Genomic DNA, 25594 nt, shown 5'->3' on the forward strand with positions numbered 1-25594 from the left:
CAGTGATCGGCTACAGTCTTGGATGATAAGATGACATTACGAAGGGTGGTCATGCTTATGCGCCTACAATCTCTGAAGCGATTGACCCTCCTGCTCTTTCTCTCCACAGCCGGGATGGCCGCCGGGATGGCGGCCTCCTTTGCGGGCTCGGCCTCGGACGACCAGAGAAGTGTAGGCGAGCCGCTCGAAGTCGAGAAGAGGGCCTGGACCTCGTACAAGACCTTCAGCGGGGATCTGAAGGCCTTTAACTCGTCCGTCGTCACGGCTCCCAGCGTTTCCCGCATCTGGAACTTCACCATCACCTACCTGATTCCCGAGGGCACTCAGGTAGCACCAGGCGAGGTGCTGGTGCGTTTCGACGCCAGCGACCTGGAATTGGAGCGCCTGGAGAAAGAAAAAGAGAAAGAAGAGGCCCGTCTTAAGGTCGACCAGAAGGAAGCCGAGATCGAAACCCGTCGTCAGGACCTCCTGCTGGAGGTGGCTCAAGCTGAGAAAAATCTCAAAGTGGCTCGGTTGGACGCCGATATCCAGCCCGGACTCATCGCCCGCAGCGAGCTGGAAGAGAGGCGCTTCGAGCTGGAGCGGGCCGGGGTGGCCCTGGAAAAAGCGCGCGAGCGCCTCCACAACCTGGAAGAGAGCGCCCAAGCGGAAATGGCTGTGGCCCGCCTCGACTACGAGAAGGCCGACCTGGAATTGCGGCGCATCGTCACCGACCTGAAGCAGATGGAGGTGCGGGCTCCGGCCCCGGGCATCGTGCTCTACGCCGACGACTGGCGCACCGGACGCAAGATCCAGTCGGGCGACCAGGTGCAGAAGGGCTTCAGGCTGATTCACCTGCCCAACCTTGAGCAAATGGTCGTGGAAGCCCGCGTTCACCATCCCGATGTACGCGGATTGGAACTGAACACCCCGGTGGAAGTCGTTCTCGATGCCTATCCGGGAAACGTCTTCAAGGGCTATCTTCACACCCTCCCCGAGGCCGCCAAGTCGCGCAGCTTCAATTCCAGCTTCAAGTACTTCATCATGAAGATCATGTTGGAGGAAGTCGACTACGACCTCATGAAACCGGGCATGACGGCCCGCGTACGCATGCCCTTCGAGCGTCCCGAGTCGCTGCTCATCCCACGCCCGGCCCTGATCCTTCAGCCTGACGGTAAAACCACCGTCCGCCTGGCCTCCGACGGCAGCTTGGTCGAGGTCGAGGTGCTGGAGGCCGGGGAGGACATGCTGGCGGTGGAAGGCGATCTCTCGCCGGGAGACGTTCTCAGTCCCCCCCGAGGGGGCGTGCAGTCCGATCGCCACCAGGAGATCGAGTGGATCACCGTCCAGCGCGATGATCTGGACTTCAACATCAGCGGCAGCGGGCAGTTACGGGCCCAAAAGTCGGTCTTCATCCGTCCCCCGGCCCTGCCTCATTCCTGGAACTACAAGATCGCCCGCCTGGCTCCCGAGGGTATCACCGTCGAGGAGGGCGACTTCGTGGTGCAGTTCGATCCCACCGACTTCCTCAAGCGCCTGCGTCAGGAACAGGGCGACCTTTCCCGGGTCCAGAAAGAGATCGAACGTCACAGCAACAATTCCCAACTGCAGATCAAGGATCTGGAACTGCAGTTGGAGCAAGCCAAGGTCGAGAAGGAGAAAGCCGAAACCAAACTGGTCACGGCACGCCAGTTCGAGTCCAACCGCGAGGTGGTCAAGGCCCGCCACGAGGCCGAGTTCGCCGATTTCAAGGTGGAGGCCCTGGCAAAGAAACTGGCTTCTCTCAAGTCCTCCACCCAGCTTCAGCTCAAGACGCTGGAAGACAAGGCCCGCTTCTACGAGGCCCGGGTCCAGGCCTCTCAAAAGGCTGTCCAGAGCCTGACCGTCACCGCTCCCATTTCGGGGGTTCTGGTCTATCGTCCCAATTGGAACAACGAAAAGAAGCAGGTAGGCGACCAGGTTTCCATCTACGACACCTTCCTGGGCATCCCCGACATGGATACCCTGCGGGTGGAAGGCCAGGTGGCCGAGGTGGACGCCGGAAAGCTGCGCCTGGGCCAGTTCGTGGAAGTGACCCTTGACGCCTTGCAGGAACGCAGCTTCAGCGGACGCGTGGTGGAAATCGGCACCATCTTCAACCAGGTTTCGCCGACCCAGACCGCCAAGGTCCTGCCCATCATCGTGGAGTTGGACAAGGTCGACACCGAGCGGATGCGTCCCGGAATGGCCGCCCGCCTCGAGGTGGCCATAGAGCGCTTCGAGGACGTCATCGCCGTTCCTCTGGCCGTCATTCAGACCGACGAAGAAGGCGGCTCTTACGTGTGGGTGCGAGGCGACGGCAGCAGAGCCGTCAAACGCAGCGTCAAGGTAGGCAAAGACAACGGAATCGTGGCCATTATCGAAGAGGGCCTGCAGGAGGGCGACCAGGTCGCCGAACGTCCTCTGCAAGCCGCCGCAACGGCCCCTTGAAGGAGGAAGGCAACCCGACATGAGATCTGCCCTCGTCGCCCTTATCGTGCTGCTCGCCCTGGGCTCGGCCGGATATTTCTGGCAGGACGAAGCGGAAGCCTGGGTAACTTCCTACCTGGATCCCTCCCAGGAGGAACCGGTGCCGACCCTGCGTCTGGAAACGCGGCCCTATGAGGTGCGGGTTCCGGCCCACGGAGAATTAACCGGCCTGGAGACGACCCCCATGCTGGCTCCCCGCATCCGCGGCAGCTCGCTCAAGCTGGCCTGGATTGTCGAAGAGGGATCGATTGTCGACGAAGGCGACCTGCTGGTGCGCTTCGACAACACCGACGCCCAAATCGCTCTGGAGCAGAACCGAAATACGGTTTCATCTTTCAGCCGGCAGATCGAGCAGTCCGACAGCGATGCCAAGACCCAGGAAGAAATTCTCAAGCTGGACCGCCACGAGGCCGACCTGGAGCTCGATTACGCCCAAAGACAGATCCGCCGCGACGAGACCATCTTCTCGCTCCAGGAGATTCAGGAGTCGGTGGTCAGCGCCGCCTTGGCCGAGTTCAAGAAAGAGAACATCGAAAGCAAGGGCACCATTCGCAGACGCGTCTCCCAGGCCGACAAGCAGATCCTGCAGATCCAGCGCGACAACGCCGAGTCGGAGGTCGAGATCGCGCAGGAAGTCCTCAATTCGCTGGAATTGCGGGCTCCTTCCCAGGGCGTGGCCATTCACAGCCGCAGAGGCTTCTCGCGACTCGAGGTGGGCTCTCAGGTATGGGGAGGCATGCCGCTTCTCGAACTGGCTGCGCTTTACAAGTTTCAGGCCGAACTGCAGGTGCTGGAAACCGAGGTCAGCGGCATCGAGCCGGGCGCCCAGGTGGAGCTGCGCATTGCCGCTTTCCCCGACAGAGTCTTCCAGGGAGAGGTGCGCCAACTGGCCAAAGCGCCTCAGCAGGTGGACCGCCAAGATCCGCGCAAGTATTTCACCTGCCACGTGCTCCTGGAAGACGTGCCCCTCGAACTCATGCGCCAGATGAAGACCGGAATGCGGGTGGAGGGCGAAATCCGCCTGCAGCAGACAGAAGACGCCATCATCTTGCCCAAAAGCGCCGTGATCAAGAAAGACAAGGACTTTCTCGTCTTCGTCCAGCAGGGCCAGGATTTCCAGGAGCGCCAGATCGAGATCCTGGAGAGCGACCACGGATTCTACTTGGTCAAGGGAGTCGAAGAAGGCGAGGTGGTGGCCCTCCGCCACCCCTTCGAAGACCAGAAACTGCACCTGCCTGACTTCAGTGCGCCGGCCCGAAGCAGCAGCCAGCGCTTCATCATGATCATGTAAGGCCTGAGTCGAGTCCTGATGTTACTTCTTGAAGCCATAAAGATCGCCTTCGCCAACCTGACCCGCCACAAGCTGCGCACGGTGCTGACCATGCTGGGCATTATCTTCGGGGTGGCGGCCGTCCTCTCCATGCTCTCCATCGGCGCCGGCGCCGAGCAGGAGGCCCTCTCGGTCATCCAGAAAATGGGTCTTCGCAACATCATCGTGCAGGCCAAGGACTTCGAAGAGGAGGAGTTGAAGGTGCTGCGTCAGGATTCTCCGGGCTTGAGCCGGCGCGACATGCAGGCCCTCAGGAGAGCCCTGCCGCCGGGGACGCTGGTCGTGGGAAAGCGCAAGCTCAAGACTTACCAGATCGTGTCCGCTCAGGGGAAATCCGACTCGGCCGTTTACGGGGTCGGAGCCCTCTTCCCCCACGTCTCGAGCGTAAGCGTGGTGGAAGGCGCCTTTTTCCTGCCCATCGACGAACATCAGGCCCACCAGGTCTGCGTGCTGGGTACCACCGCCCGCCGCAAGCTTTTCGGCGTCAGCGACGCCGTGGGGGAGCAGGTCAAGATCAACGACGAGTGGTTCACCGTCATCGGAGTGCTGGCCGACCAGACCATCGAGCGGGAAGAATTCGAGGGGGTCAAGGTCAGCAATCCCAACAATGACATCCTGGTGCCCCTGGAGACCCTTCTCAGCAAGTTCGAGCTGAAGCCCTTCGAGGACGAGTTGGACGAGGTGGTGGTGCGCATTCCGGAGTCGGCGGACCTGAAGACCCAGGCCGCCCTCATCTCGGGAATGATGGCCAGCATGCACCGGCAGATCGACGATTTCTCCCTGGTAGTGCCCGAGCGCCTCCTGCAGCAGCAGCGGCAGACCCAGCGCATCTTCAACATCGTCATGGGCGCCATCGCCTCCATCTCCCTGCTGGTGGGCGGCATCGGCATTATGAACATCATGCTGGCTTCAGTGCTGGAGCGCACCAGCGAGATCGGGCTGAGGCGCGCCCTGGGAGCCCGCCAGCGCGATGTCAGCCGTCAGTTCGTGATGGAAGCCGTGGCCATTTCCCTGGCCGGAGCGCTGCTGGGAATCTCGCTGGGATACGGAATCTCAGAACTCGTCTCGGCCTATTCCGGCTGGCCTACCATCGTAACGCCGCTATCCATCGTGCTGGGCGTGGGCGTCTCCAGCACCGTGGGACTGGTCTTCGGCATCTACCCCGCCCGCCAGGCCTCGCGGATTTCGCCCATTGAAGCCTTGCGCTACGAATAAGCGAAAGAACACTCCCTCCACCGCCATTCCCGAACTTGGCCCGTGTGTGAACATGTTGGCCGCCTAGTGGCCCTGGCGGTAGGGAGGCAGCTTGCGCACCACCGTTCCCTCCTCTTCCCCCGCCATCCGGTCAAGACGGTCGTTGAGGGCTTCCAGACCTTCGCTGAGGGTGCGGTTGAGGCGGGAGAGTTCCATGCGGATGGTACTGAGATCTTCCAGATTGCGGTTGAGTGCGTCTAGGCGCTCGTGGATGCGGCGGTTCTCTTCAACCAGGCGCACCTTGTCGCTCATGTTGTGAAGCAGGATCTCGACCTCGTCGAAATTGAAGGGCTTGGTGACGTAGTCGTAGGCTCCCACCCGGATGGCCTTGAGGGCCGTCTCCAGCGAGGCGTATCCGGTCATGACGGCGGCCACGATGTCGGGCTGACTGGCCTTGGCGGTGCGTACCACTTCCAACCCGTCGCCGTCGGGCAACTTGAGGTCGGTCAACAGCATGTGGCAGGAATAGGCAGCGTCTTCCAGCAGCTCTCTGGCCTCGCGGCAGCTACCGCAATAGCTGACCTGATATCCCTCATCCTGGAGGAATTCCGCCAAAGCGGCTCTCAGGTCTTCGTCGTCGTCGACCAGCAGCACGGACAATCGGTGGCCATCATTCATAGCGATCCTCAGGCGGCGCCTTTAAAGCTGCTTGGGGCTGTTGGGCAAGCGGACCACGAAATCCACTCCGCTGCGGGCGCTCTCTACGCTCAGTGTTCCTCCGTGGCGCTCTACCGCCATGCGGCAGAAATTAAACCCGATACCGTTGCCCGCGTCCACACCCAGCGCTCTCCACTTGTCGTGGGCGTAGGGCTGCAGCAGCACCAACGCCTTATCGGCGTCGAAGGATGCCTCCTTGACCCCGACCTTGATTTCCATCTGCTCCTCGACCCGCCGGGCGCTGACCTCGACGCCGCCTCCTTTGGGCGTCACCCGGGCCGCCACCTTGAGCAGATTCTCCAGCACCCGTCCCATGATTGAGGGGTCCATCTCCAGCGAGGTCTCGGTGTGGCGCAGATCCAATTGCAGTTGGATGTTCTTTTTCTCCAGGCTTGAGGGAGGGTTCTCGAGCACTTCCCGCAGCACGGCCCCCACGCCCAGCGTAACCAGGCTCACCCTCAGTTCCCGCTCGCGCAGCCGGTTGGCGTCGAGCAGGTTCTGGATCATGCCGATCAACTCTTCGCAGTTTTGGGTCAGGCGTCCAACGCCCACTTGAAAGCGATCGGAGTTGCCTTTCTCCCACCAGCGCTCCAGCATGCCCAGGTCCATGAGCATGACGGTGAGAGGACTCTTCATGTCGTGGACCAGCTTTTGCATTAGGCTTTCGCGTGCCTTTTGCTGCAGGCGTTGCTCTTTGAGCTGCTGCCGGCGGCGCAGCGAAGAGGCCCGGCAGCACAGGCGCTGCGAGAGATGGGCAAGGGTCTCGGCGTCCCATTGGGCCACGGGAAACCACTCCATGTCGAAGTCGTGGCGGCGAGCCGGCAGCGAGCCGGAGCCGAGCGCCGCCTGGGGATGATCGGCGGGAAAGGCTGCCAGGACGGGCACGCCCCGCTCTACGGCCTCATCCAGCAGTCCCGGCCAGGTCGGAAACTGCTCGGATGCCTCCAGCAACAGCAGGTGTTCCTCCTCCCCCGCCTCCTCTGAAGAAGGGGCCAGGATCTCCCACTGCCGGGATCGCAAGGCGGCCAGCGCTCGCCCCCAGGCCGCCGACGCCGCCAAACGTAGCTTGTACATGGTGTTCACCACTTCTCGGAGCGCCCTCAAGCGTTGAAAAGAAGGCGCTTGGCCATTAAATCATACCCCCCTGTGAACAGAGGGAATTTCTCGGCGGGAGGCTTGCGTGGGCGGGGAATTACCTCTAAAGCCGGACCCCTGCCAGGCCGAAGAGCGGAGTGAACGGGTTTCAACCTGTGAGGGCTTCATGGATCTTGGAACAATCATCGGAATCATCCTGGGGATCGTCCTGGTGACGACGGCCATTATGCTGGGCGGCGATCCCAAGCTGTTCATCAATGTTCAGGGCATGCTCATCGTGGTGGGCGGAACGGTGGCCACCACCCTGGTGCGGTTCCCCATGCCGCGTGTCCTCAAGATGATGAACGTGGTCAAGAACGCCTTCACGCACCGCCTCGCCGCGCCCGACGAAATCATCGAGGAACTCATCCGCATCGCCCGCATCGCCCGCAAAGAAGGCGTCCTGGCTCTGGAAGAAGAAAAGACCGACGACGAGTTCTTGCAGCAGGGGATCCTGCTGGTGGTGGACGGAAACGATACCGAGGCCATCGAGGACATCCTGCGTACCGATATCCGCTATCTGCAGAGCCGCCACCGCGACGGGCGGGACATCCTCAAAGCCATGGGGGAGTCGGCTCCTGCGTTCGGAATGATCGGAACGCTCATCGGACTGGTGATCATGCTGGCCAACATGGAGGACGTCTCTTCCTTGGGTCCGGCCATGGCGGTGGCCATTCTGACCACCCTTTACGGCGCCTTGATCGCCAATGTACTGGCGCTGCCGCTGGCCAAGAAACTGGAGATCCGCAGCAAGGAAGAAACGCTCAACCGTCAGTTGATGCTGGTCGGGCTGCTTTCCATTCAAAAAGGAGACAACCCGCGCATCATGGAAACCGTCATGCGCGCCTTTCTCAGAAAGCCTTCCGCCTCGCCGGAGCCTCCGCCTGAGCAGGCGCCCAAGCAAGCCGAGGCCGCCTGATGAACTGGCAGGACGCTTTCGATGAAGAAGAGCAGGAACAAGGGGCGCCCGCCTGGGTGGTCACCTTCGGCGACATGATGTCGCTGTTGTTGACCTTCTTCGTCCTTCTGCTTTCCTTCTCCGAGATCGACAAAGTGGCCTTTGCCCAGATCATGGGATCGCTTAAGACCGCTTTCGGCGTGCAGACCATCGAAGTGATGGTCAATCCTCCTGACGGACCTGAGAAAATGCCCGTTCCCATGGAAGGCAACGCTTCCGGAGACGGACTGCTCGACAAGCTGCGCTCCATTCTCCCCGGAGCTTTCGCAGGAGGAAAAACCGGAGACGACGAGGGAGAAGGCGATGCCCGCGTAACGATCAGCTTCCCCGGCCGGCTGCTCTTCCAATCCGGGGAGTCGACCATCCAGACGCCCTTCTACGCCACCCTGGACGTCATCGCCGATTTCATGAAGAAAGAGCGCGACCTTCAGTTGCAGGTGTTCGGCCACACCGACAACCGCCCCATCGCTACCCGACGTTTTTACGACAACTGGGAATTGTCGGCCTCACGGGCCAGCCAGGTGGTCAAGTACCTGATCGACAAAGGAGTGGAGCGCAACCGTCTGGTGGCGGTGGGTTTCGCCGACACGCGGCCGGTGGCGGCCAACGACAGCCCCGTCAACCGGGAAAGGAACCGGCGGGTGGAGTTTCTTTTCATCGAGGGCACTGAGCCCGGAGAATACGAGGTGCTGGGCGCGGGAGAAGCGCGCAGCTTCGAGGCAGCGCAATAGGAGGCTCTTTTGCAGAAATCGGTGGAAAAGAGCCAAGGGACGGCCCCGCGGCCAACGGAAGGTGAACGATCGATGGGCATCATGACGCTTGGGGAAAGCCAGTTGCCGGGGATGGACCCGGCGGAACGGATCCTGGTGGTGGACGACGAACCCCTGGTGCGCGATCTGCTCTCCAGCTACCTGCGCGGCGCCGGATACGTCTGTGAAACCGCCCGCAGCGGACGTGAAGCGCTTGAGAAGCTGGACCGGCAACCGGCCTCGCTGGTCATTGCCGACATCCGCATGCCCGAATTGAACGGCCTGCAACTGCTCGACAACCTGGTCGACCAACATCCCGATACCGCCGCCATCATGATCACGGCGGTTGCCGACATGGAAACGGCCGTGGGGACCATGAAGGTTGGGGCCTACGACTACATCACCAAGCCCTTCAACCTGGACAAGGTGGCGGGGGCCGTCAGCAGCGCCCTGGACAAGCGGCGCCAAGTCCTGCAGCAGCGCGAGTCTTCGCTCAGGCTGGAAAAGCTGGTGGACGAAAAGAGCACTCAGCTCAAAGACGCCATCTACGATCTCAAAGACCATCGCGAAATGACCCTGGACGTGCTCATGAAGGTGCTTGACGCCCGCGGGCATGAAACCCAGAGGCACTCCCAGCGGGTGCGCGCCTACACCCTGCGCCTGGCCGATGCCATGGATTTCCCGTCCGAAGAGCGGGTGGCGCTGGGCCGGGGGGCCTTGCTGCACGACATCGGCAAGGTGGGCATCCCGGACTCCATTCTGCTCAAGCCGGGACGCCTGACGCCCGAGGAATGGGAGCGCATGAAGGAGCACACCACCATCGGCTACCAGATTCTCAAGGGCGTGCGCTTCCTGGACCGGGTCGCCGATATGGTGCTCTCCCATCATGAACGCTGGGACGGCAAGGGCTATCCGCGCGGACTGAAGGGCGATCAAGTGCCCCTGGAAGCCCGCATGTTCTCGATCCTGGACGCCTTCGACGCCATGACTTCCAACCGTCCCTACCGTGACGCCCTGTCGGTCGAATACGCATCGCGCGAGATTTCAGCCAACGCGGGCAAGCAGTTCGATCCCGACGTGGTCAAGCACTTCCTCGAGGTTCCCGTCGAGGACTGGATGGAAATCGGCGCCGAATACCGGGAAAAAGTCTAAGCGCCCTTTTTTTGGTCTCCGCCCCCTATAGTTCCCCGCCCCCTCTGCCGATAGGTTAAGCGGAAATAGTACTCGGCAAGGACGCCGACCAACCAATTCACGGAGGAAAAAAAATGGGTTTCTTTAGTGTTCTCAACAACACCTCGAGTCTCATCGCTCTGCAGGAATCGACCGCTAGCGGCGTGGGTCTGCAAAACACGCTGGCCAAGCTGTCGTCGGGAAAGCGTCTTTTCCGATCTGCCGAGGACCCGGCCGGACTGGCCATCGCTGACGGCTTGAGGGGGCAAATCCGCACCCTTCAACAGGCCGTGCGCAACGCCAACGACGCTCAAGGCTTCTTGCAGACCGGTGACAGCGCGCTCTCCAGCGTCCAGAACATCCTGACGCGTGCCGCTTCGCTGGCCGCTCAAGCCGCTTCGGACACCAATTCGGGGCAGTACGACGCCATCGAAAACGAGTTGGAGCAGCTCTTCTCCGAAATCGACCGTATCGGGGGCGGAACTGAATTCAACGGGATTCAGATTTTCGTCGACACCACCCGCGAGATCTTCGTGGGCGACACCCAGAACGCTACCGGCAACAACGCCACCATCTCTTTCTCGACTTCGGGACTGAGCGTCAGCGGACTGGGCTTTACCGGCACCGGCGCTCAGGTTTCGGTGGCCACCGGCGGCGCCGTGACCGTTTCCATCGGCTCGGGCGGGGACGCCCAGGCTCTGCTGGAAGACATCGAGTCGGCCATCGACCTGGTAGCCGAGAAGCGCGGCAACTTCGGCTCGCAGCTCAACCGTCTGGACAACGCCCTCAGCGTGATCTCATCCCAGATCCAGAACCTGACGGCAGCCGAGTCGCAGATCCGCGACGCCAACCTGGCGGAGGAAATCACCAACCTGACCAAGTTCCAGATCTTGACCCAGTCGGGTATCGCGTCCTTGGCTCAGGCCAATCAGAGTCAGCAGTCCGTCTTGTCGCTCTTCTAAGCGGGAGCCTTCAAGTCGTGATTTCTCAAGGCCCCGCTCCGGCGGGGCCTGAGCCCGTTTAGGCGCATGCTCAAGAAATAGCAAAATTTCTTGACGGCGAAAAATAGCGGCCCGACCCCTCGGCAACAAGCCGAAAAGGACGGAGATTATGGACAGCATACAATCCAACGTCGGCACGAGCCCCAACGTCAGTGCCGAGGAAGCTGTCTCTCGAGCTGTGCAACGGCCCTCAAGGCCCCGCCTCGCCAAGCGGAGCGAGGGCCTGCAAGGGGAGCAGTCTCAACAACAGCAGGAGCGTTTGGAGGCCCGGCGTGCACGCCAGCAAGCCCGCCAGGAGCAAGCCGCGACCTCTCGGGCAGCGGACATCGCCCCGCCCACCCGGCGGGCCGTGCGCTTCCGGTTGAATCGCGAGACCGAGCGCTTCTACATTCAAGTCGTGGACCAAGACACCGGCGAAGTGGTCAAGGAGATTCCTCCTGAGCGCCTGCTCACGCTGGGCCAAACCCTGCGTCAGGCGACTGGAAATCTGCTCGACAGATCGGCCTAGGAGGTTTGCATGGGCGGTTTTCAAATTCCCGGCGGCGGCCTCGACGTTCAGACCATCGTCGACCAGTTGCTTTTCATCGAGGCGTTGCCCCTGCGCCGGCTGGAAGACCAGCAAATCCGGCTCGATCAAAAAGCGGAAGCCTACAAGACACTGCGCAGCCGCCTGGCCGCACTGGCCGACAGCATCAGCGCCCTCAACTCTCCCGAGAGGTTCGCGGCCCGCAGCGCCGCTTCCTCCGATGAGAGCCTGCTCACGGCCACAGCCAGCAGCGCCGCCAGCCCCGGCACCTACAACATCAGCGTTCAGCGCCTGGCCGTGATCGACAACTTCGTGGGCGATGCCACCTTCGCCGCTTCCGACGAATCGATCGGAACCGGCAGTTTCGACCTGACGGTGGGAGAGACCACCACCACCATTACCATCGACAGCAGCAGCAACACCCTGGAAGGCCTGCGTAACGCCATCAACAACTCGGGCAGCGAGGCGCGGGCCAACATCGTCAACGACGGCAGCGGTTTCAGGCTCACCATCACCAGCGACGCTTCCGGCTCTGAAAACGCCATCTCCATCAGCAACAATTCCCTCACGCTGGCCGACTCCAGTCCCTTCACCTTTTCGCGCACCCACAACATCGCCGACGTCAGCGAGCTGGACGCCGAACTGACCGTCAACGGCCTCACCGTCACCGGCGGCAGCAACTCCGTCTCCGACGTGATCGAGGGCGTTACCCTCAACCTGCGCGGAGTGAGCAGCGGCAGCGTCACGCTGACGGTGGAAAACAACACCAGCGAAGTCCGCGAGGCCGTCCAGAGCTTCGTGGACGCCTACAACGGCGCGGTCAGCTTCATCAACAGCCAGTTCACGGTGGTGGGAGAGAGCGGCCGGGGCGGACCCCTGGCCGGCGACAGCGTGGTGCGCGAGATCCAGTCGCAGCTTTCAAGCATCGTCCGGGGGGCGGCGGCCAACGCGGGCGCCTTCTCGACTTTGGGCTCTGCCGGCATCGACCTGCAGAACGACGGCTCTCTGCAAATCAACTCCAGCGACCTGGACGAAGCGCTGGAAGATCATTTCGAAGATTTCGCCAAGCTCTTCCTGGCCGTCGGCGAGAGCTCGAGCGCCAGCCTTTCGGTGACCAATGTGGGATCGGCTGAAGCCGGCACCTATGAGGTCAACCTGACCCAAGCGGCCGAGTCGGCTCTCATCTCCAGCACCGTGTCGGCGGCCTTGGACGCAGACGAAACCTTGACCTTCACCCTGGGCAGCCGGCAGTCGGTCGTCAACCTGCTGGCCGGCGATTCGCTCGCCGACATCGTCAACAAGCTCAACGCCCAGTTCGACGCCGATGAAATCGGACTGACGGCATCCTCCAACGGATCTGAGCTGGTCATCACCAGCAACGCCAAGGGATCGGCCGTCGAAGTGACGGCTGTTTCCGACCGCGACGGAGGCAACAGCACCGGAATCGGAACGGCTGGGCTTTCCGACACCGGGCTGGACGCACTGGGCACCTTTACCAACGTCGACAGCGGGCAGGTCTTCAACGTCAGCGGAACTGGAAATACCCTGGAAGGCACCGATCCCGCGATCAAAAACCTCACCGTGCGCGTCTTCGGGTCGTCGACAGGCAACCTGGGCCAGATCTCAATCAACCTGGGGTTTGCCGAGCTGCTGGAACGAGGCCTGACCGAGTTCACCGACGAATTCTCGGGACCGATCTCCGGTGCCCTGGAGCAGCTTGACGGCCAGAAGAGGCGCCTGGAAGACAGCGTTCTCGATTTTGAGGAACGGCTGGTACAAAGGCGGGAAATCCTAACGTTGGAGTTCGTTCGTGCCGATCAGGCACTTAGGCAGCTTGCTCAGTTGCAGCAAACGCTGGGAGGCACGAGCAGCCTCTTTTAGCACAGACCCGTTCAAGGACGAACGGGTCCCCGGCCGGCAGCGCCGGAGCCGGAACGCAAAAAATACCCCAAGGACGGAAAGGCCGCACAGTCTCATGCAACATTCCAACTCATACTCGCCTCAAAGTCAGGTCCAAAGTCACTACCAGCGCATGCAGATAACAACCGCGGACCCCTTCGAGTTGATGCTGATCCTTTACCGGGGAGCGGTTCAGCGCCTGCAAAGCGCCGCCAAGCACATGAAGGAAGGCCGGATTGAGCAGCGGGTGGCAGACCTCAACAAGGCACAGGACATGATCCTGGAGCTCAAGGTCACCCTTGATTTCGAGAAGGGCGGGGACATCGCCAAACAGCTCGACCGGCTCTACTCCTATATGCTGAGCCGATTGGTGGAGGCCAACGCCCGGCAAGAGGTGGAGGGGCTGCTGGAAGTGGTGCGCCTGCTCAAGACCCTGATCAGCGGTTGGGAAGGGGCGCGGGAAAACCTCAAGAACGGGCAAGGCGGAGAAGTCAGCCCGGGCCAGGGAGCCGAACCCGAACAAAGCGGGTCGCCGCCTTCCTCGCGACAGCGGCAAGAGGATGGCGAGGCGGCTCCCCAGAGGCTTGAAATGAGTGCCTGAGCCTCCGGCGGGGGTTGGCCCGGTTTACGTGCAAATACCGAAAAAAGGATAACGCCTCGATGCAAGACCGAGATCGAATCCTGGAGGACTTTCGCAGACTCTGCAACCTGCTCAAGAGCCAGCAGGAGGCCCTGGGCCAGGGAGACGCCCAGAAGCTGGCTTCGCTGCTTCCCTTGATCGAAGACTACACCCGGCGGGTGTGTGGTCACGCCTCTTCCCCTCCCTCTCTCAACCTGCCCGACAAGACCCGCCGACAACTGCGCGGCCTGCGCCGTCAAATCCTCGACTTGGCGCAAGGCAACGCCGAGTCTTACCGCAAGCGCCGTGAAGGGCTGCAGGCCGCTCAGCGTCAACTCCAGTCGGGCGCCCGCTACCTGCGCCAGTTCCAATCCTCCTCCCCGCGTCCCCCATCCGGCTCCCGCCTGGAGCTGAGCGGATGATGCGAACTTCTCATTCTTGGAAAGGACATCGGTAGACATGAATTCCTTGGAAAGGACATCGTTAGACATGAATTCGCCCTTGCAGAACCGCACGATACTGGTAACCGGAGGAACGGGGAGCTTCGCCCGCCACTTCATCCGCAAAGTCTTTAGCGAGGGGCATCGTCCCCGCAAGCTCATCGTTTTCAGCCGCGACGAGTGGAAACAGTGGGAAATGCGGCGCAGCGACCCCCTCTTCGACCATTCGAGCATCCGCTATTTTCTGGGAGACGTTCGGGACAGCGACCGCCTGAAGCGAGCTTTCCGCCAAGTCGACCTGGTGGTGCATGCCGCCGCCATGAAACAAGTCCCGGCCTCGGAATACAATCCCACCGAAGCTATTAAGACCAACATCCACGGAGCCATCAACGTCATCGACGCCGCCATCGACCGGGGAGTCCGCAAGGTGGTGGCCCTTTCCACCGACAAGGCCGCAAATCCGGTCAACCTCTACGGCGCCACCAAGCTCTGTTCTGACAAGCTGTTCGTCTCCGGCAACGCCTACGTGGGGTCGAGCGGCATTCCCCGCTTTTCCGTAGTACGTTACGGAAATGTGTTGGGCTCGCGGGGCAGCATCGTGCCGCGCTGGCAACAGATAGTAGCCGAAGGAGCTCGCTCGCTGACCGTTACCGACCGGCGCATGACGCGCTTTTGGATCACCCTCGATCAGGCTGCCGATTTTGTCATCCAGACCTTTGACCGCATGCTGGGGGGCGAAATCTTCGTGCCCAAGATCCCTTCTATGAAGATCGTCGACCTGGCCCGGGCCATCGCCCCCGACCTGGCCATCCACTTCACCGGAATCCGTCCCGGCGAGAAGCTGCACGAACTGATGATCGGAGAGGACGACGCCCGTCATTCGTTGGAATTCGAGAGCTACTACGCCATCGCGCCCGAACTGGTGTTTACCGTCAATCAAGCCTCCTATGAGCGTCTGGCCGAAGGCGGCGGCAAGCCGCTGCCCGAGGGCTTCAAATACTCCTCGGACAGCAACAGCCGGTGGCTCGACGCCGAAGGCCTGAGGGAACTGCTGCGCGAGCCCTCTGCGGCCCAAGGCGGCCACTTGACGAGTTCCGGACAAGTCGAAGAGGCAAGCGCCGGATACTCGCCGATTTAGCATTCCCCCTTGCCGGCCTCCATAGCCTTGAGGGAAGGGTCTAGTCGCCCAACTCCTTCTGAAAAGCCGAAAAACGCTCTCGAAGCTCTTCCGGAAGCAGGTCGGTGTCGAGGTAGTCCTTGAGGCAGACGGTGCGGTAGGTCGACCACTTCTTGACGTCCAGGCAGTAGTACCAGATATCCTCCTGCAATTCGATGAAATCGAGTTTCTGCAAGAAGTCTTCGTTGACTTCCTGAGGGGGAATCACCACCACGCCTCCGTCGTCGCAAACGGCGATGCCGCCCTGGTAGCGTCTCTTCCAGTCCTGCAGAACCGAAGCTTCAAGCGGGCGGCGGTTCTGGCGATTGAAGCAGCCGATGGGTGTCACGCCCCGGCACCACACCGGATAACGGTGCTTTCGCAGGTTGTGGGCGTCGCGGAGGTAGCCGTTGACCACCATGGCGGACGCCTCCTGATAGAGGACTCCGAATTTGGAAACCAGGTCGCCGAAGGCGGCCCGGGTGCCGCAGTTGTGAGTCTCGACGACGATGACCTGGCCAGGCTTTGCGCCCTCCAACTGCTGGTGCAGCTCCCAGTTGCTCTCGTTGTAGCAGTAGGCCAGATAGACCTCGCCCACCTCGAAGTGCCCCCGGCTGAGGGGCTGCAGGCCGGAGATGTCTCCGCTCTTGCCCAGGCAGTCGGCCACCTCGGTGGTTGAGATGCGGTTGGTTTTGATCTTGCGGATGATGCGCTGACGGATGGAATCTCGAGACATGTCGGCCTCCAATCCTATCTCTGCTGAGAACGCGGCCTGAAGGAACGGAAGACGTTCTCGTCGTCGGCCTGATCTTCTTTGTAGATATAGACGGTGAACTCGAAGGGCATGTAGTCGTGGCGCAAGCTGACCCTCCGGGAAAGGCCCTTGGCCAGGGCCATCACTTCGGCTGGATCGTGGTAGACGAGAGAATCGTCCTGGTAATCGACGTGGGAGCTGACGCAATTGAAGGCCACTCCCCGACGGGCCAAGTCGAACATGCGTTTGACGGTGCGGCGCAAATAGCGCCCCGGGTCGCGCACCGGAAAAGCGAAGATGCCCGAAGCCAGCACCCAATCGTGACCGGGCAGGTCCTGGCCCAGGTCGGCTTGGCGAAAATCGATGCGCGCCGGACGGGAGGACTGGGAGTGCAGGGTGCGGGCCTCTTGGATAAGTGCGCCGGCCAAGTCGATTCCGGTATAGCCCGCAGCCCCGTGCACTCCCGCCAGCGGGACCAGATCGCCCAAGCCGCAGCCCACGTCGAGGATTTCCCGCTGCTCCATCGAGCCGATCTCGAGCAGGACCTGGAAGCGCACCTGCTGCTGGCGGCGCGAGCGCCATCCCACCGTCTCCACTGTGACGCCCTTCTCTTTGAGGCGCTCTTCGTAGAGTTCGATCAGGCGGCGCCGGTCATCGGGCTCAAGCATCGGGACTCTCCCACAGCAAGCGCCGGGCGTTGTCGCCGAGCACTCTCCAGCGCTCCTCGCGGCTGAATCCAGCTCCCTCCATGACTTCCTCCAGCAATCGGCGGCTTTCGGCTACCGAATACTCGGGGAAGTCGGAACCGAAAAGCACCTTTTCGGCCGGAAGATCGGCCAGGCGACGGCCCAGTTCGTCGATCAGGTCCTTTTTGCCGTGCTTGCGAAAAAGGTTAAGAGTGAAGGACGTATCTACCCGTACATGCTTGAATCTTTCAGCCAGCGGCAGTATCTGTCGAAAGGCGAAAGCGCCGCAGTGAGCCAGAACCAGCGTCATGCCGGAGACGGCCTCCACGAAGGACGCCACGTCTTGGATGTGCCGTGCAGGCTCGTCATCGGTGAAAAAACAGTCGATGAGCAAAACGCCCCTGAATTCCTGCTCCAGTTGCTGGAAGAAGCTCACCACGCGGGGATCGCTCAAGCGCAATTCCTGCAAGCGAGGATGCAGCTTGAGTCCGCGGGCGTCGGCGCCGCGGATCCTGTGGAGACGTTCCTGGGGCGTTTCCCCCAGCGGATCGACGGGCAGGAAGCTGAGGATGCGTCCGCCCGAGAGCTGAGCCGTGCGCAGGGCCCATTCCTCGCAGTCGCGCCCGGCGATGGGCAGCAGCACGGCCAATTCGACGTCGGCGGCATCCAGGTCGGCGATCAAGCTGGAGGGGTCGGCGGGCAGGTCCTTATAGTGCCAGATTCCGCTCTCGGCGAGATGGGTGTGAAAGTCGAGGGCCTTCATGCCACCTGATCCTTCCCTGCTTCGTCGATGTCGACGGAAAGCAGACTTTTGGCGCGCCCGGAGAGGGAGAGCACCTCATCGCGATCGTCTCCCACCACGATCCAGTAGGCAATGCGGTCGCCGTCCTTGCTCACCGGCTGGACCAGGTCGCCTTCCTTTTTGAGGAACCCGGCTTCCAGGACGCCGGGCAAACTTCGCACCTGCTCCAGTCCCGTCAAGCGGGTGATGCGTCCGCTGCGTCCCGAGGACCCCAAAAAGCGCAGGACGGCGGCCCGGCGGCGCTTCACGGCGATTTGCGGGGGGCGGCCCAGAGCCAATTGCAGCAGCGCCTCCAGCGTATCGACTCCGCTGATGGCCGGCATCACTTTGGAGAAGGTATGGAAGCCGCCGCCGCGGGCCCCGATTTCAAGCACGGAGAAACGGCCCGGGGCCGTGCGCATGAGTTCCACATGGGCGGGTCCGTCCCGGATGCCTGCGGCCCGGGCCGCTCTTCCCACCAGGTCGGCGGCCTGCGCCGTTTCATGGGGCGGGAAGCGGGGCGGATAGACGATGTTCATGGCCACGTTGGCGCGCCCGCTCCCGCCTTCCTCCTTTTCTTTGTCGGCGATGCCCAGAACCTCCACGCGTCCGCCGCTGAGGAAGAGGTCGGCACTGACCTCGATGCCTTGCAGATAGCTTTCCACCAGACAGCGCCCCAGCCGCGAGACTTGCAGCGAGGAGGCGAAGGCCGGCTCCACCTCCTGGGGCGAGTCGATGCGCAGGACTCCCCGGCTTCCGGCCCCGTCGCAAGGCTTGACGATGCAGGGAAAGCCGATTTCATGGGCTGCCCTGCGGGCTTCAGATGTCTCCATGACCACGCGGAAGTCGGCACAAGGCAGACCGGCCTTGAGGAAGCACTGCTTCATAAGCGACTTGTCGGTGCACTGTCGGGCCACCGAGGGAGGCAGTGCCGGCAATCCAAGGCGCCGGGCCGCCTCGGCCACCGTGACCACGGCCGACTCGGAGGCGCTGGTGAGTATGGCCCGCACCTTGTGGCGGCGTGCCAACTGGACGGCGGCCTCCACGTCGCGGGTGCTTTCAAGGGCCGGGACGTCGGCAATCGCCAGTCCGGGAGCCTGGCGGTCAAAGTCCATCACCACCGTGCGCCATCCTCTCCGGGCCGCTTTCTCGATGAGGGGAACCTGCTCGTAGGAACCGCCTACGATGAGCAGCGAGCGGTCTGAGGGAGAGGGCGAATTCATGCCGATTGCTCCCGCGGCAAGGGCGCCGATCCATGAAGGATGTCGATGACGCGTCCGATGCCGAATACGTCGAATTCCAGGCAACGGTGGTGAAGGGCCATGCGCGCCTCCACCTGCTGCAGGCGTCCCAGCAGGGCCGTCCAATCGTCGCGGGCGCGATGCAGGAAACCGGCGTCCTCCAACTGGTCGGCCAGGAGGGCGTTGCGCACGCCCGCCGGGACCACCACCGTGGGAAGGGCGAGTGCCAGTCCTTCGATCATGGTGTTGCCTCCCACCGTGATGAGCAGGTCGGCGTCAAGCATCTGTGCTTCCAGCGAGGGCAGGTTGTAGAGCAGCTCCACCCGCTCCCAGTCGCGTATGCGGCGCAGATTGGCCGGGTCGTACTCCGAGGTCACCACGCAGCGTACCTGGGGCTCTTCACGGGTGGCGTAGAAGTCGCGCAGATGTTGAACCGCCTGGGAGGCCACGTTGCCCGGATCGGTGAATCCGCAACTGACCAGGATGCGCTCCAGCCTTTCGGCGATCCGGGTCTTATGATGGCGGGAGGGCTCCAGCAGCCAGTATTGATAGCCGCTGTAGACGGGAGCCCCGGGGTCGAAGTGCGGGTCGGGCAGGATATTGACGTAGGCGTCCGCGCCCTCCCGATAACAATCCAACGCCACCACCCGGCGTCCCGGTGCGGTCAGCGAGCTGAGGTCTTCGTCACCCAGGTCGGCCAGCAACAGGTCCCAGTTGCCATCGGCGGCCTCCTCCAGGGGGCTGTCCGGTTGGAAGCGCCTGATCTGGAGTCCCTCTTTGAGGAGGGGATCGAGCATGGAGGCGTCGCCGGCGGGGCAAAGGACCGAGAAGGTCACTTGATCGCCCACGTGATCGAGCCGGCGGGCGATGCGCCGGCAGCGCTGCAGGTGGCCGAATCCGACCCGCCGTCCGGCTTTGGTCAGCAAGAGGACTTTCATGCTTCCACCGAATCCCAGGACAAGGCCTGGTGTTCTTCTAAATCGACAGCGGCGCGGCATCCCACGATCTGCTCCAGGTGGCGGGGGGCGAGTCCCGTTCCCGGACGCAGCACTTCGATCATATCGCGAGTCAGCACTTCGCCCTTGCGAACGGGACGCGCCGCGTAGAGGCTGCGCCGTCCCCGCCGGTAGTGAGTCATCTCGAAATCGCGCACTCTCTTGCGGGCCGATCCCAGAGAGGCTTCGGCTTCTCGCATGGCCCGCACCATGCTCTTCAGTTCCTGCGGCTCTAAGGCGAAGCGGTGATCGGGGCCGGCCAGCGCCTTGTCGACGGTGAAGTGCTTCTCGTAGACCTTGGCCCCCAGGGCCACCGCCGCCACGGGGACGCTCCAGCCCAGGGTGTGGTCGGAGTAGCCGACCGGGTAGTCCCAGCGCTTCATCATCGACGACATGGAGCGCAAATGGACGTCCTCGAAGTCCAGCGGGTAGTCGATGCCGCAATGAAGCAGGGCGATGTGGCGGTTGCCCTCGGCCTCAAAGACGTCCACGGCTTCTGCGATCTCCTCCATCGAGGCCATTCCGGTGGAGAGCAGCACGGGCAGGCGCTTGCCCGCCAGATGGCGCAGCAGAGGCAAGTGGGTCAGCTCGAACGAGGCCACCTTGAAGGAGGTGATTCCGAAGTCCTCCAAGCGGTCGGCTGATTCCTCGTCAAAGGGCGTCATCATGAAGATCAGTCCCTGTCTCTCGGCCTCTTCCTTGAGGGGCGCCAGCCACTCCAGTTGAAATTCGAGAGACTTGTAGAATTCGTTGAGCGTCACGGGACGCCGGGTGAACTTCTCCTCGGTCACCATGACGTCCTTGCTCTTGGCGGCGATCTTGTCGGCCTTGAAGAGCTGGAACTTGACGGCGTCCGCTCCCGCCTCGGCGGCCGCACCGATGAGACGCCTGGCCTGTTCAATGTCGCCGTCGTGGTTGCTGCCCGCCTCGGCGATAATGAAGCAGGGTTCGCCGTCCCCGATGCTGCGGTCTTCGATCTTGATCTTCATAGGACCCGGACTCAATTTCCCGCCCGCCCGCACGTTGGCTGCTGGCCGGCACGGGCCGGACGGCTATAATCGTGGCATGTTCGCCTACGTCCCGGCCCGAGGAGGCTCCAAGAGGCTGCCCCGCAAGAACATCCGTCCTCTGGCCGGACGGCCTCTGCTGCTGCGCGTCCTCGACGCCTTGGCCCAGGTCGAAGGGCTGAGCGGCATCGGGGTGTCCAGCGAGGACCCTGAGATCCTCCACTTGGCCGGCAGCCATCCGGACGCCGTCACCCTGCAGCCCCGGCGCGCCGAGCTGGCCGATGATCTGACGCCCTTCGTGGAACTGGCCCGCCGGGACGTGCCGCGGTTTGCCCGCTGCTTTAACGATTCCAGCGTGCTCTTCGTGCTGGCCACGGCGGCATTGGTACCTCCTGAATTCTACCGCGAAGCCCTGATAGCGCATGAGAAGAATCCGGGTGGATTGATTATTTCCGTCACCTCCATGCAGGCTTCACCCTTTCGCGCCCTGGTGGGAGATCCCCAGGAGGAGTTGCGCCCGCTCTTCCCCGAGCGCTTTCCCCAACCCACCTGGCAGATGCCGCCGGCCTATCAGGACGCGGGATGCTTTTACGCCTTCCGCATGGACGGTTTGCAAGGCAAGGAGAAGTTCCTCGACCTCAAGCCGGTTCAAGCCGTGGTGCTGCCCCCCGAGGTGGGCATCGATGTGGACACGCCCGATGACTGGCAGCGGCTGGAAAAGGCTTTCGAGGACCGCTAAGCACCCAACGCCTCCTGCTGGGCGGCATGGGAGAGTGACTCCTCCAGCCGGCGCAGCAAGGGCAGGGTGGTTTCGAAGGCCTGCGCGATGCTTCGGTAGACCCTCATCGATTGACGGCAAGTTTCAACCTCGCTCCCGTCTTTGGGGGCAAAGCGCCTGAGCAGGGTGAGAGGACTCAAAGCGTAGCTGATCAGGAAGGCATCCTTCCTGGCGGCTTTCAGCTTCTTGTCGAGACTCTCCAGTTTGGACACGATCTTGCCGACGGGACAGGGGGTCCCCCGGGAGAAGTGTTGCAGCAATTCCTCGCTCAGTTTCAGGGCCCTGCGAGCGTGAGGCAAGCCCCTCTCGACTTGGCGGCGCGTGCGGCGGACCTGGCGCTGCAAGCCCCGGCGGTCAAATCCCGGATCAGCCAGCAACCCTCGGCGTAGTTGACGGAGCTCCTCGCTCAGGTCCTGGCCGATGAACTGGTCCAGGGCCTGGGAAAAAGTCATGACTTCGGCGCCCTGGATGCGGGCTCCGCCCTCGGTGGCGTTGATGACGCGCAGCTCGCCCTTGTGCACTCTCAGTTCCTCTTCGAACCAATGAATGTAGGTTTCCATCTGCACGTTGCTGATAATGGGCTTGCCGTCGTTGCCCTTGACCCACACCAGTATCTGATCGGTTTTCTTGTATCCCTTCTTGCCGCCTTGCTCTTCCAGCTCCTCGGCTTTGCTCCCGACCACGTCGATAGTTTCAAGCGAGCCGTCGGCGTGAAGTTGTTCATCGGTAAAGGCCAGGTCCTGCCCGATCATGATGATGGGATCGGCACCAGCTTGACGCAGCAGGTCGAATACGGTGCAGGCGATGGAACCGCCGATCTTGATCTGTCCCACCTCCTGGCGGAAGTAGCGGTCCAGCCAGCGGTTGCTGCGGTGGACGCTCATCATGACCTTGGGGCCGCGATAGTGCTGCAAGATCTTGTAGTGGTTGATGGGATCGAAGACGAGGGGAGTCCGGGGCAGATCCATACCCTTGAAAATGCCCTCGTAGTTGGGGCGTCCGGCGTCGATGGAGGCCACCAGGTCGGGTTCGATGCCCTCCTTAGCGAGCAATCGGGTGGCCGAGCCGACTGAGATGATCAGCGCCCTGCCCTTGGCCCGCCGCAGAAGACGGATCTGTTTGTTGAGGGAGGGTCCGGCAGCCGCCAGGATGGCGGGACGATTCTTCCAGGCTCCGAAGATGGGAGACACCGTGCCCACTTGCGGGCAAAAGCGCAGGTTCTCGAGGAAGTTCCTCTGCCACTCGGGCGCGAAGTTGATGACCGTGGCCAGATTGGTGCGCAGCATCTTCACTTCGCTGCGCAGCTTTTCCAGGAACTCGCGGAATTCTCGGGCAAAGACCTGTGCCGCCGCCGGCAGCTTGAGCAAGACTACATTGTCCATCCCCCCGCCCAAGGACGTGTAGACCTCCTTGAACTGAGACCAATCGCTGACCACCACCACCGAACGGTGGTCGGGAAAGTCGGCTTGCAGACGATCCAGCGGGAAGGACTCGGCAATCTCGCGCTGCGGCTCGACCACGATCACCCGCTGGCTGGCGGGGAGACGCTCCAGCAAGGCCCTCAGGTGGTATCCCAGTCCCAGTCCGAAGACCACCACGATGTTGGAGGGCGAAGGCTCATCGACCTGACCGGCCCACTGCCGCGCCTCCCGCTGGGGATCGTAGGCGCTGTGCAAATAGACTTGCCGCCCGTCCTTTTTGAGCACCAAGGTCTCCGGACCCCGCCTGGAAGGAAGACGTTCCCATTCGACTCTCACGAAGGACTCCAAACGATGGGGGATCGGTTCGGCGGACGCGCTCGATGGGTTCGGGGTAAAAAAAAGATCCCCGGCGCGACCATGCCTGAAACACGCCAGGGATCGAAAGATGGGAACGTAGCGCGCTAGAAACGCTCCCTCCACCCCCTTGCTCCCCATGCCGATGGAACTCGGTGGTGGCTTTGCTTGTACGGGTCTAGCTTAAGCAACCAACGTGCCACTAAGTTCCTGCTGGGGGAGGCACTGTTTGTCCGCCTTTCCGCTTCCATCTCCACCCATTAGCGTCAAAGAATTGATACATACCGTCAATAAATTGACGCTCAGGAGAAACTGCCGGTACCGGCTGGGGGTCGGAAGCTGTAGCCCTCGGCACATGGAGAGGGCCCTCTTCTCAGCGGCCGCGTTTCCCGCTGAGAAGGCCGAGCAGGGCGACGAAGAGAGCGCCTCCAATGATCGACCAGACGATGGGGAAAGCCCGTCCGCCTACCGTTATGACGAAGATCTCTGGCAAGCCCGTCATGTCGGACAGGTATGCGCCCAAGAGGGCCCCGATAAAGCCTACCGCGATGGAGACCAGGCATCCGCCGCGCGAATAGCCGCCCAGCGACTGGCCGATTCCTCCGCAGATTCCTGCGATGAGAAGCAACAAGAGAAGTTCTAGAAGGCTCATAGTTCCCTTCTTCCGGCTTTCCGATGCCGTCGCAAGCCCGCCTGGCGCGGACGCAACGCCTCACTCCGCCGGTTTTCGGACGGCCTCCTCAGACAAGGCCTGGGCCGCCGCGGGCGGGGGCGAAGACATGAGATGGTCGGTTATAAGGTAACCCACCGTGATGGAGGTGACCAGCATGGCTCCGATGAGGGTGGGAGGGGCCGGCACCGGCAGCTTGAACCAGCGGCAAGCCGCACCTACGCCGACGCCGATGAGGACCGAGATGATGATTTTCACAGTGTCGTTCACGAGGACTTCCTTTCGGGCCCCATGGTACTCAATCGCTATAATCAAGGCTATGGCGGAGTACTACACCAGCTACCCGCGCACCATCCTCTGGCTGGTGCCTGGAGGCGAGGCCCGAGTGGGAGGCCAGGAGGACGATACCCAACCGTCCTTCACGGTCGAGGTCGACCCCTTCTATATTTCAAAGTGGCCCATCACCAACGAGCAGTACCGGGCTTACGATCCCGACTACCGTCCCCTGCCCCACAGCGACGGCGACCGCGACCCTGCCGTGGGATTGAGCTACCGGGACGCACTGGGCTATGCCGGCTGGTACGCCCGCATCTCCAAAAAGCCCATGCGCCTGCCCAGCGAAATCGAGTGGGAATACGCTTGCCGGGCCGGCCGCAGCGGACGCTGGTTCTTCGATCCCGAGGAAGCCGACGAGTACCTTTGGGACGCCCGCAACAGCCGTGGACGGGTGCAGCCGGTAGAGCACACCAAGGCCAACGAATTCGGTCTGCACGCCACCCTGGGAAGCGTGTGGGAGTGGACCGCTTCGCTCTATCGTCCCTATCCTCTGGAGAAGCGGCTGGACGACCCCGAGGCCCCCGGAAAGCGGGTGCTTCGGGGCGGCAGCTACGTCATGGACCGTGAGCAGATCTCCTGTTCGCTCAGAAAAGCCGCCGATCCCCGAGAGCGGCTGGCGGACGCCGGATTTCGCCTGGTCCGCAGCTTTGGACGGCTTGCCGGCGGCTAGAGGTGAAAAGGAGCTCACATGGGACGCAAAGGACCGCCCGGCCCCAGCGATGCGGAGGAGGGCATTTGGCAGGGCACTTCGGTGGCCCGCAAGTTCATTTCGCCCGACGGCATGACGGTCCTGGTGGGCAAATCGGCGCGTGACAACGACATCCTCAGCCTCAAGCTGGCCTCGCCCGGCGACTTCTGGTTTCACGTGGCGGGCGACTCCGGTTCCCACGTGGTGGTGCGCAACCCCGACAACCTGGAGCGGCTGCCCCGGGAGACGCGCGACTACGCCGCCGGACTGGCCGCCGGCTACTCCAAGGCCCGCCGGGCCGGCCAGACGGGCGTCCACATGGCGCGGGCCGCCGACGTCAGCAAACCGCGCGGCTACGCCCCCGGTAAGGTGCAGCTAAGACGCTTGCGAAAGGTCAAGGCCTCTCCCATCCGCCAATAGAAGCCCGCCGCGTCAACGCAGCAACCTTAGAAGCGGCGGGAGAGGCCCTTAGCCATGGTTCATTCGATCTCGATGGCCTTGTC

At 62.4% G+C, this 25594-nt stretch carries 26 protein-coding genes; 15 read left to right on the forward strand and 11 right to left on the reverse strand.

Going from position 1 to position 25594, the window contains the following annotated elements:
- Positions 1-30 precede the first annotated feature (30 nt).
- Genes VLU25_06030 through VLU25_06040 form a run of 3 tightly spaced genes read left to right on the forward strand, consistent with a single transcriptional unit; the run spans position 31 to position 5032 of the window.
- The gene (locus VLU25_06030; GenBank protein ID HSR67481.1) at positions 31-2448 is read left to right on the forward strand and encodes an efflux RND transporter periplasmic adaptor subunit; all 2418 of its coding nucleotides are present in this window, start codon (positions 31-33) and stop codon (positions 2446-2448) included.
- Between the two features lie 19 nt (positions 2449-2467).
- Positions 2468-3778, forward strand: a complete 1311-nt coding sequence (locus tag VLU25_06035) for an efflux RND transporter periplasmic adaptor subunit (protein ID HSR67482.1) — start codon at positions 2468-2470, stop codon at positions 3776-3778.
- 18 nt (positions 3779-3796) lie between these two features.
- A complete protein-coding gene (locus VLU25_06040; GenBank protein ID HSR67483.1) occupies positions 3797-5032 on the forward strand; it encodes an ABC transporter permease in 1236 nt (411 codons plus the stop codon).
- Between the two features lie 63 nt (positions 5033-5095).
- Here the strand turns inward: VLU25_06040 and VLU25_06045 are convergent, their stop codons facing one another.
- The gene (locus VLU25_06045) at positions 5096-5689 is read right to left on the reverse strand and encodes a response regulator (GenBank protein HSR67484.1); all 594 of its coding nucleotides are present in this window, start codon (positions 5687-5689) and stop codon (positions 5096-5098) included.
- A 21-nt stretch (positions 5690-5710) separates the two neighbouring features.
- Entirely contained in the window at positions 5711-6802 is a 1092-nt protein-coding gene (locus VLU25_06050) for a HAMP domain-containing sensor histidine kinase (protein ID HSR67485.1), read from the reverse strand.
- Positions 6803-6989: 187 nt separating this feature from the next.
- Between VLU25_06050 and VLU25_06055 the strand changes: the two genes are divergently transcribed.
- The 9 genes from VLU25_06055 to pseB all read left to right on the forward strand — a co-directional run bounded on the left by VLU25_06055 (position 6990) and on the right by pseB (position 15362).
- Entirely contained in the window at positions 6990-7781 is a 792-nt protein-coding gene (locus VLU25_06055; GenBank protein ID HSR67486.1) for a MotA/TolQ/ExbB proton channel family protein, read from the forward strand.
- Positions 7781-8551 carry a flagellar motor protein MotB gene (locus VLU25_06060; protein ID HSR67487.1) on the forward strand — a complete coding sequence of 257 codons (771 nt, stop codon included), beginning with the start codon at positions 7781-7783 and terminating at the stop codon, positions 8549-8551. Before VLU25_06055 ends, VLU25_06060 begins: the two co-directional genes overlap by 1 nt.
- Positions 8552-8623: 72 nt before the next feature.
- A complete protein-coding gene (locus VLU25_06065) occupies positions 8624-9721 on the forward strand; it encodes an HD domain-containing phosphohydrolase (GenBank protein HSR67488.1) in 1098 nt (365 codons plus the stop codon).
- Between the two features lie 113 nt (positions 9722-9834).
- The gene (locus tag VLU25_06070; protein ID HSR67489.1) at positions 9835-10701 is read left to right on the forward strand and encodes a flagellin; all 867 of its coding nucleotides are present in this window, start codon (positions 9835-9837) and stop codon (positions 10699-10701) included.
- Positions 10702-10849: 148 nt separating this feature from the next.
- A complete protein-coding gene (locus tag VLU25_06075) occupies positions 10850-11248 on the forward strand; it encodes a flagellar protein FlaG (protein ID HSR67490.1) in 399 nt (132 codons plus the stop codon).
- Between the two features lie 9 nt (positions 11249-11257).
- Positions 11258-13147 carry a flagellar filament capping protein FliD gene (gene fliD, locus VLU25_06080; GenBank protein HSR67491.1) on the forward strand — a complete coding sequence of 630 codons (1890 nt, stop codon included), beginning with the start codon at positions 11258-11260 and terminating at the stop codon, positions 13145-13147.
- A gap of 94 nt (positions 13148-13241) precedes the next feature.
- Positions 13242-13766: a flagellar export chaperone FliS gene (fliS, locus tag VLU25_06085; protein HSR67492.1), complete on the forward strand. Its 525-nt coding sequence runs from the start codon at positions 13242-13244 to the stop codon at positions 13764-13766.
- A gap of 59 nt (positions 13767-13825) precedes the next feature.
- The gene (locus VLU25_06090; protein ID HSR67493.1) at positions 13826-14206 is read left to right on the forward strand and encodes a hypothetical protein; all 381 of its coding nucleotides are present in this window, start codon (positions 13826-13828) and stop codon (positions 14204-14206) included.
- A gap of 67 nt (positions 14207-14273) precedes the next feature.
- Positions 14274-15362, forward strand: coding sequence for a UDP-N-acetylglucosamine 4,6-dehydratase (inverting) (gene pseB / locus VLU25_06095; GenBank protein HSR67494.1), 1089 nt, complete (start codon positions 14274-14276; stop codon positions 15360-15362).
- Between the two features lie 40 nt (positions 15363-15402).
- Here the strand turns inward: pseB and VLU25_06100 are convergent, their stop codons facing one another.
- The 6 genes from VLU25_06100 to VLU25_06125 are packed head-to-tail and all read right to left on the reverse strand — an operon-like array spanning position 15403 to position 20826.
- Positions 15403-16116 carry an RraA family protein gene (locus VLU25_06100; protein HSR67495.1) on the reverse strand — a complete coding sequence of 238 codons (714 nt, stop codon included), beginning with the start codon at positions 16114-16116 and terminating at the stop codon, positions 15403-15405.
- A gap of 14 nt (positions 16117-16130) precedes the next feature.
- Positions 16131-16802: a class I SAM-dependent methyltransferase gene (locus VLU25_06105; GenBank protein HSR67496.1), complete on the reverse strand. Its 672-nt coding sequence runs from the start codon at positions 16800-16802 to the stop codon at positions 16131-16133.
- Complete coding sequence (locus VLU25_06110) at positions 16795-17583, reverse strand: amidohydrolase family protein (protein ID HSR67497.1); 789 nt, start codon at positions 17581-17583, stop codon at positions 16795-16797. The genes VLU25_06105 and VLU25_06110 overlap by 8 nt, the downstream gene beginning before the upstream one ends.
- On the reverse strand, positions 17580-18824 hold the full coding sequence (locus VLU25_06115) for an ATP-grasp domain-containing protein (protein ID HSR67498.1): 1245 nt from the start codon (positions 18822-18824) through the stop codon (positions 17580-17582). Before VLU25_06115 ends, VLU25_06110 begins: the two co-directional genes overlap by 4 nt.
- A complete protein-coding gene (locus VLU25_06120) occupies positions 18821-19780 on the reverse strand; it encodes a hypothetical protein (protein HSR67499.1) in 960 nt (319 codons plus the stop codon). Before VLU25_06120 ends, VLU25_06115 begins: the two co-directional genes overlap by 4 nt.
- Entirely contained in the window at positions 19777-20826 is a 1050-nt protein-coding gene (locus tag VLU25_06125) for an N-acetylneuraminate synthase family protein (protein HSR67500.1), read from the reverse strand. The genes VLU25_06120 and VLU25_06125 overlap by 4 nt, the downstream gene beginning before the upstream one ends.
- A gap of 76 nt (positions 20827-20902) precedes the next feature.
- On the opposite strand from VLU25_06125, the gene VLU25_06130 reads away from it, so the two are divergent.
- The gene (locus tag VLU25_06130; protein HSR67501.1) at positions 20903-21583 is read left to right on the forward strand and encodes an acylneuraminate cytidylyltransferase family protein; all 681 of its coding nucleotides are present in this window, start codon (positions 20903-20905) and stop codon (positions 21581-21583) included.
- Here the strand turns inward: VLU25_06130 and VLU25_06135 are convergent.
- The 3 genes from VLU25_06135 to VLU25_06145 form a co-directional block, all read right to left on the reverse strand.
- Complete coding sequence (locus tag VLU25_06135) at positions 21580-23538, reverse strand: 6-hydroxymethylpterin diphosphokinase MptE-like protein (protein ID HSR67502.1); 1959 nt, start codon at positions 23536-23538, stop codon at positions 21580-21582. The two genes, VLU25_06130 and VLU25_06135, sit on opposite strands and share 4 nt — an antisense overlap.
- A 232-nt stretch (positions 23539-23770) precedes the next feature.
- A complete protein-coding gene (locus VLU25_06140; protein ID HSR67503.1) occupies positions 23771-24049 on the reverse strand; it encodes a hypothetical protein in 279 nt (92 codons plus the stop codon).
- Between the two features lie 60 nt (positions 24050-24109).
- A complete protein-coding gene (locus tag VLU25_06145) occupies positions 24110-24337 on the reverse strand; it encodes a DUF1427 family protein (protein HSR67504.1) in 228 nt (75 codons plus the stop codon).
- 49 nt (positions 24338-24386) lie between these two features.
- On the opposite strand from VLU25_06145, the gene VLU25_06150 reads away from it, so the two are divergent.
- Both VLU25_06150 and VLU25_06155 read left to right on the forward strand, forming a co-directional pair.
- Positions 24387-25073: an SUMF1/EgtB/PvdO family nonheme iron enzyme gene (locus tag VLU25_06150; GenBank protein HSR67505.1), complete on the forward strand. Its 687-nt coding sequence runs from the start codon at positions 24387-24389 to the stop codon at positions 25071-25073.
- 18 nt (positions 25074-25091) lie between these two features.
- A complete protein-coding gene (locus VLU25_06155; GenBank protein ID HSR67506.1) occupies positions 25092-25511 on the forward strand; it encodes an NFACT RNA binding domain-containing protein in 420 nt (139 codons plus the stop codon).
- Positions 25512-25594: the final 83 nt, after the last annotated feature.

This window comes from Acidobacteriota bacterium (assembly GCA_035471785.1).
Lineage (GTDB): Bacteria > Acidobacteriota > UBA6911 > RPQK01 > DATIPO01 > JANQFM01.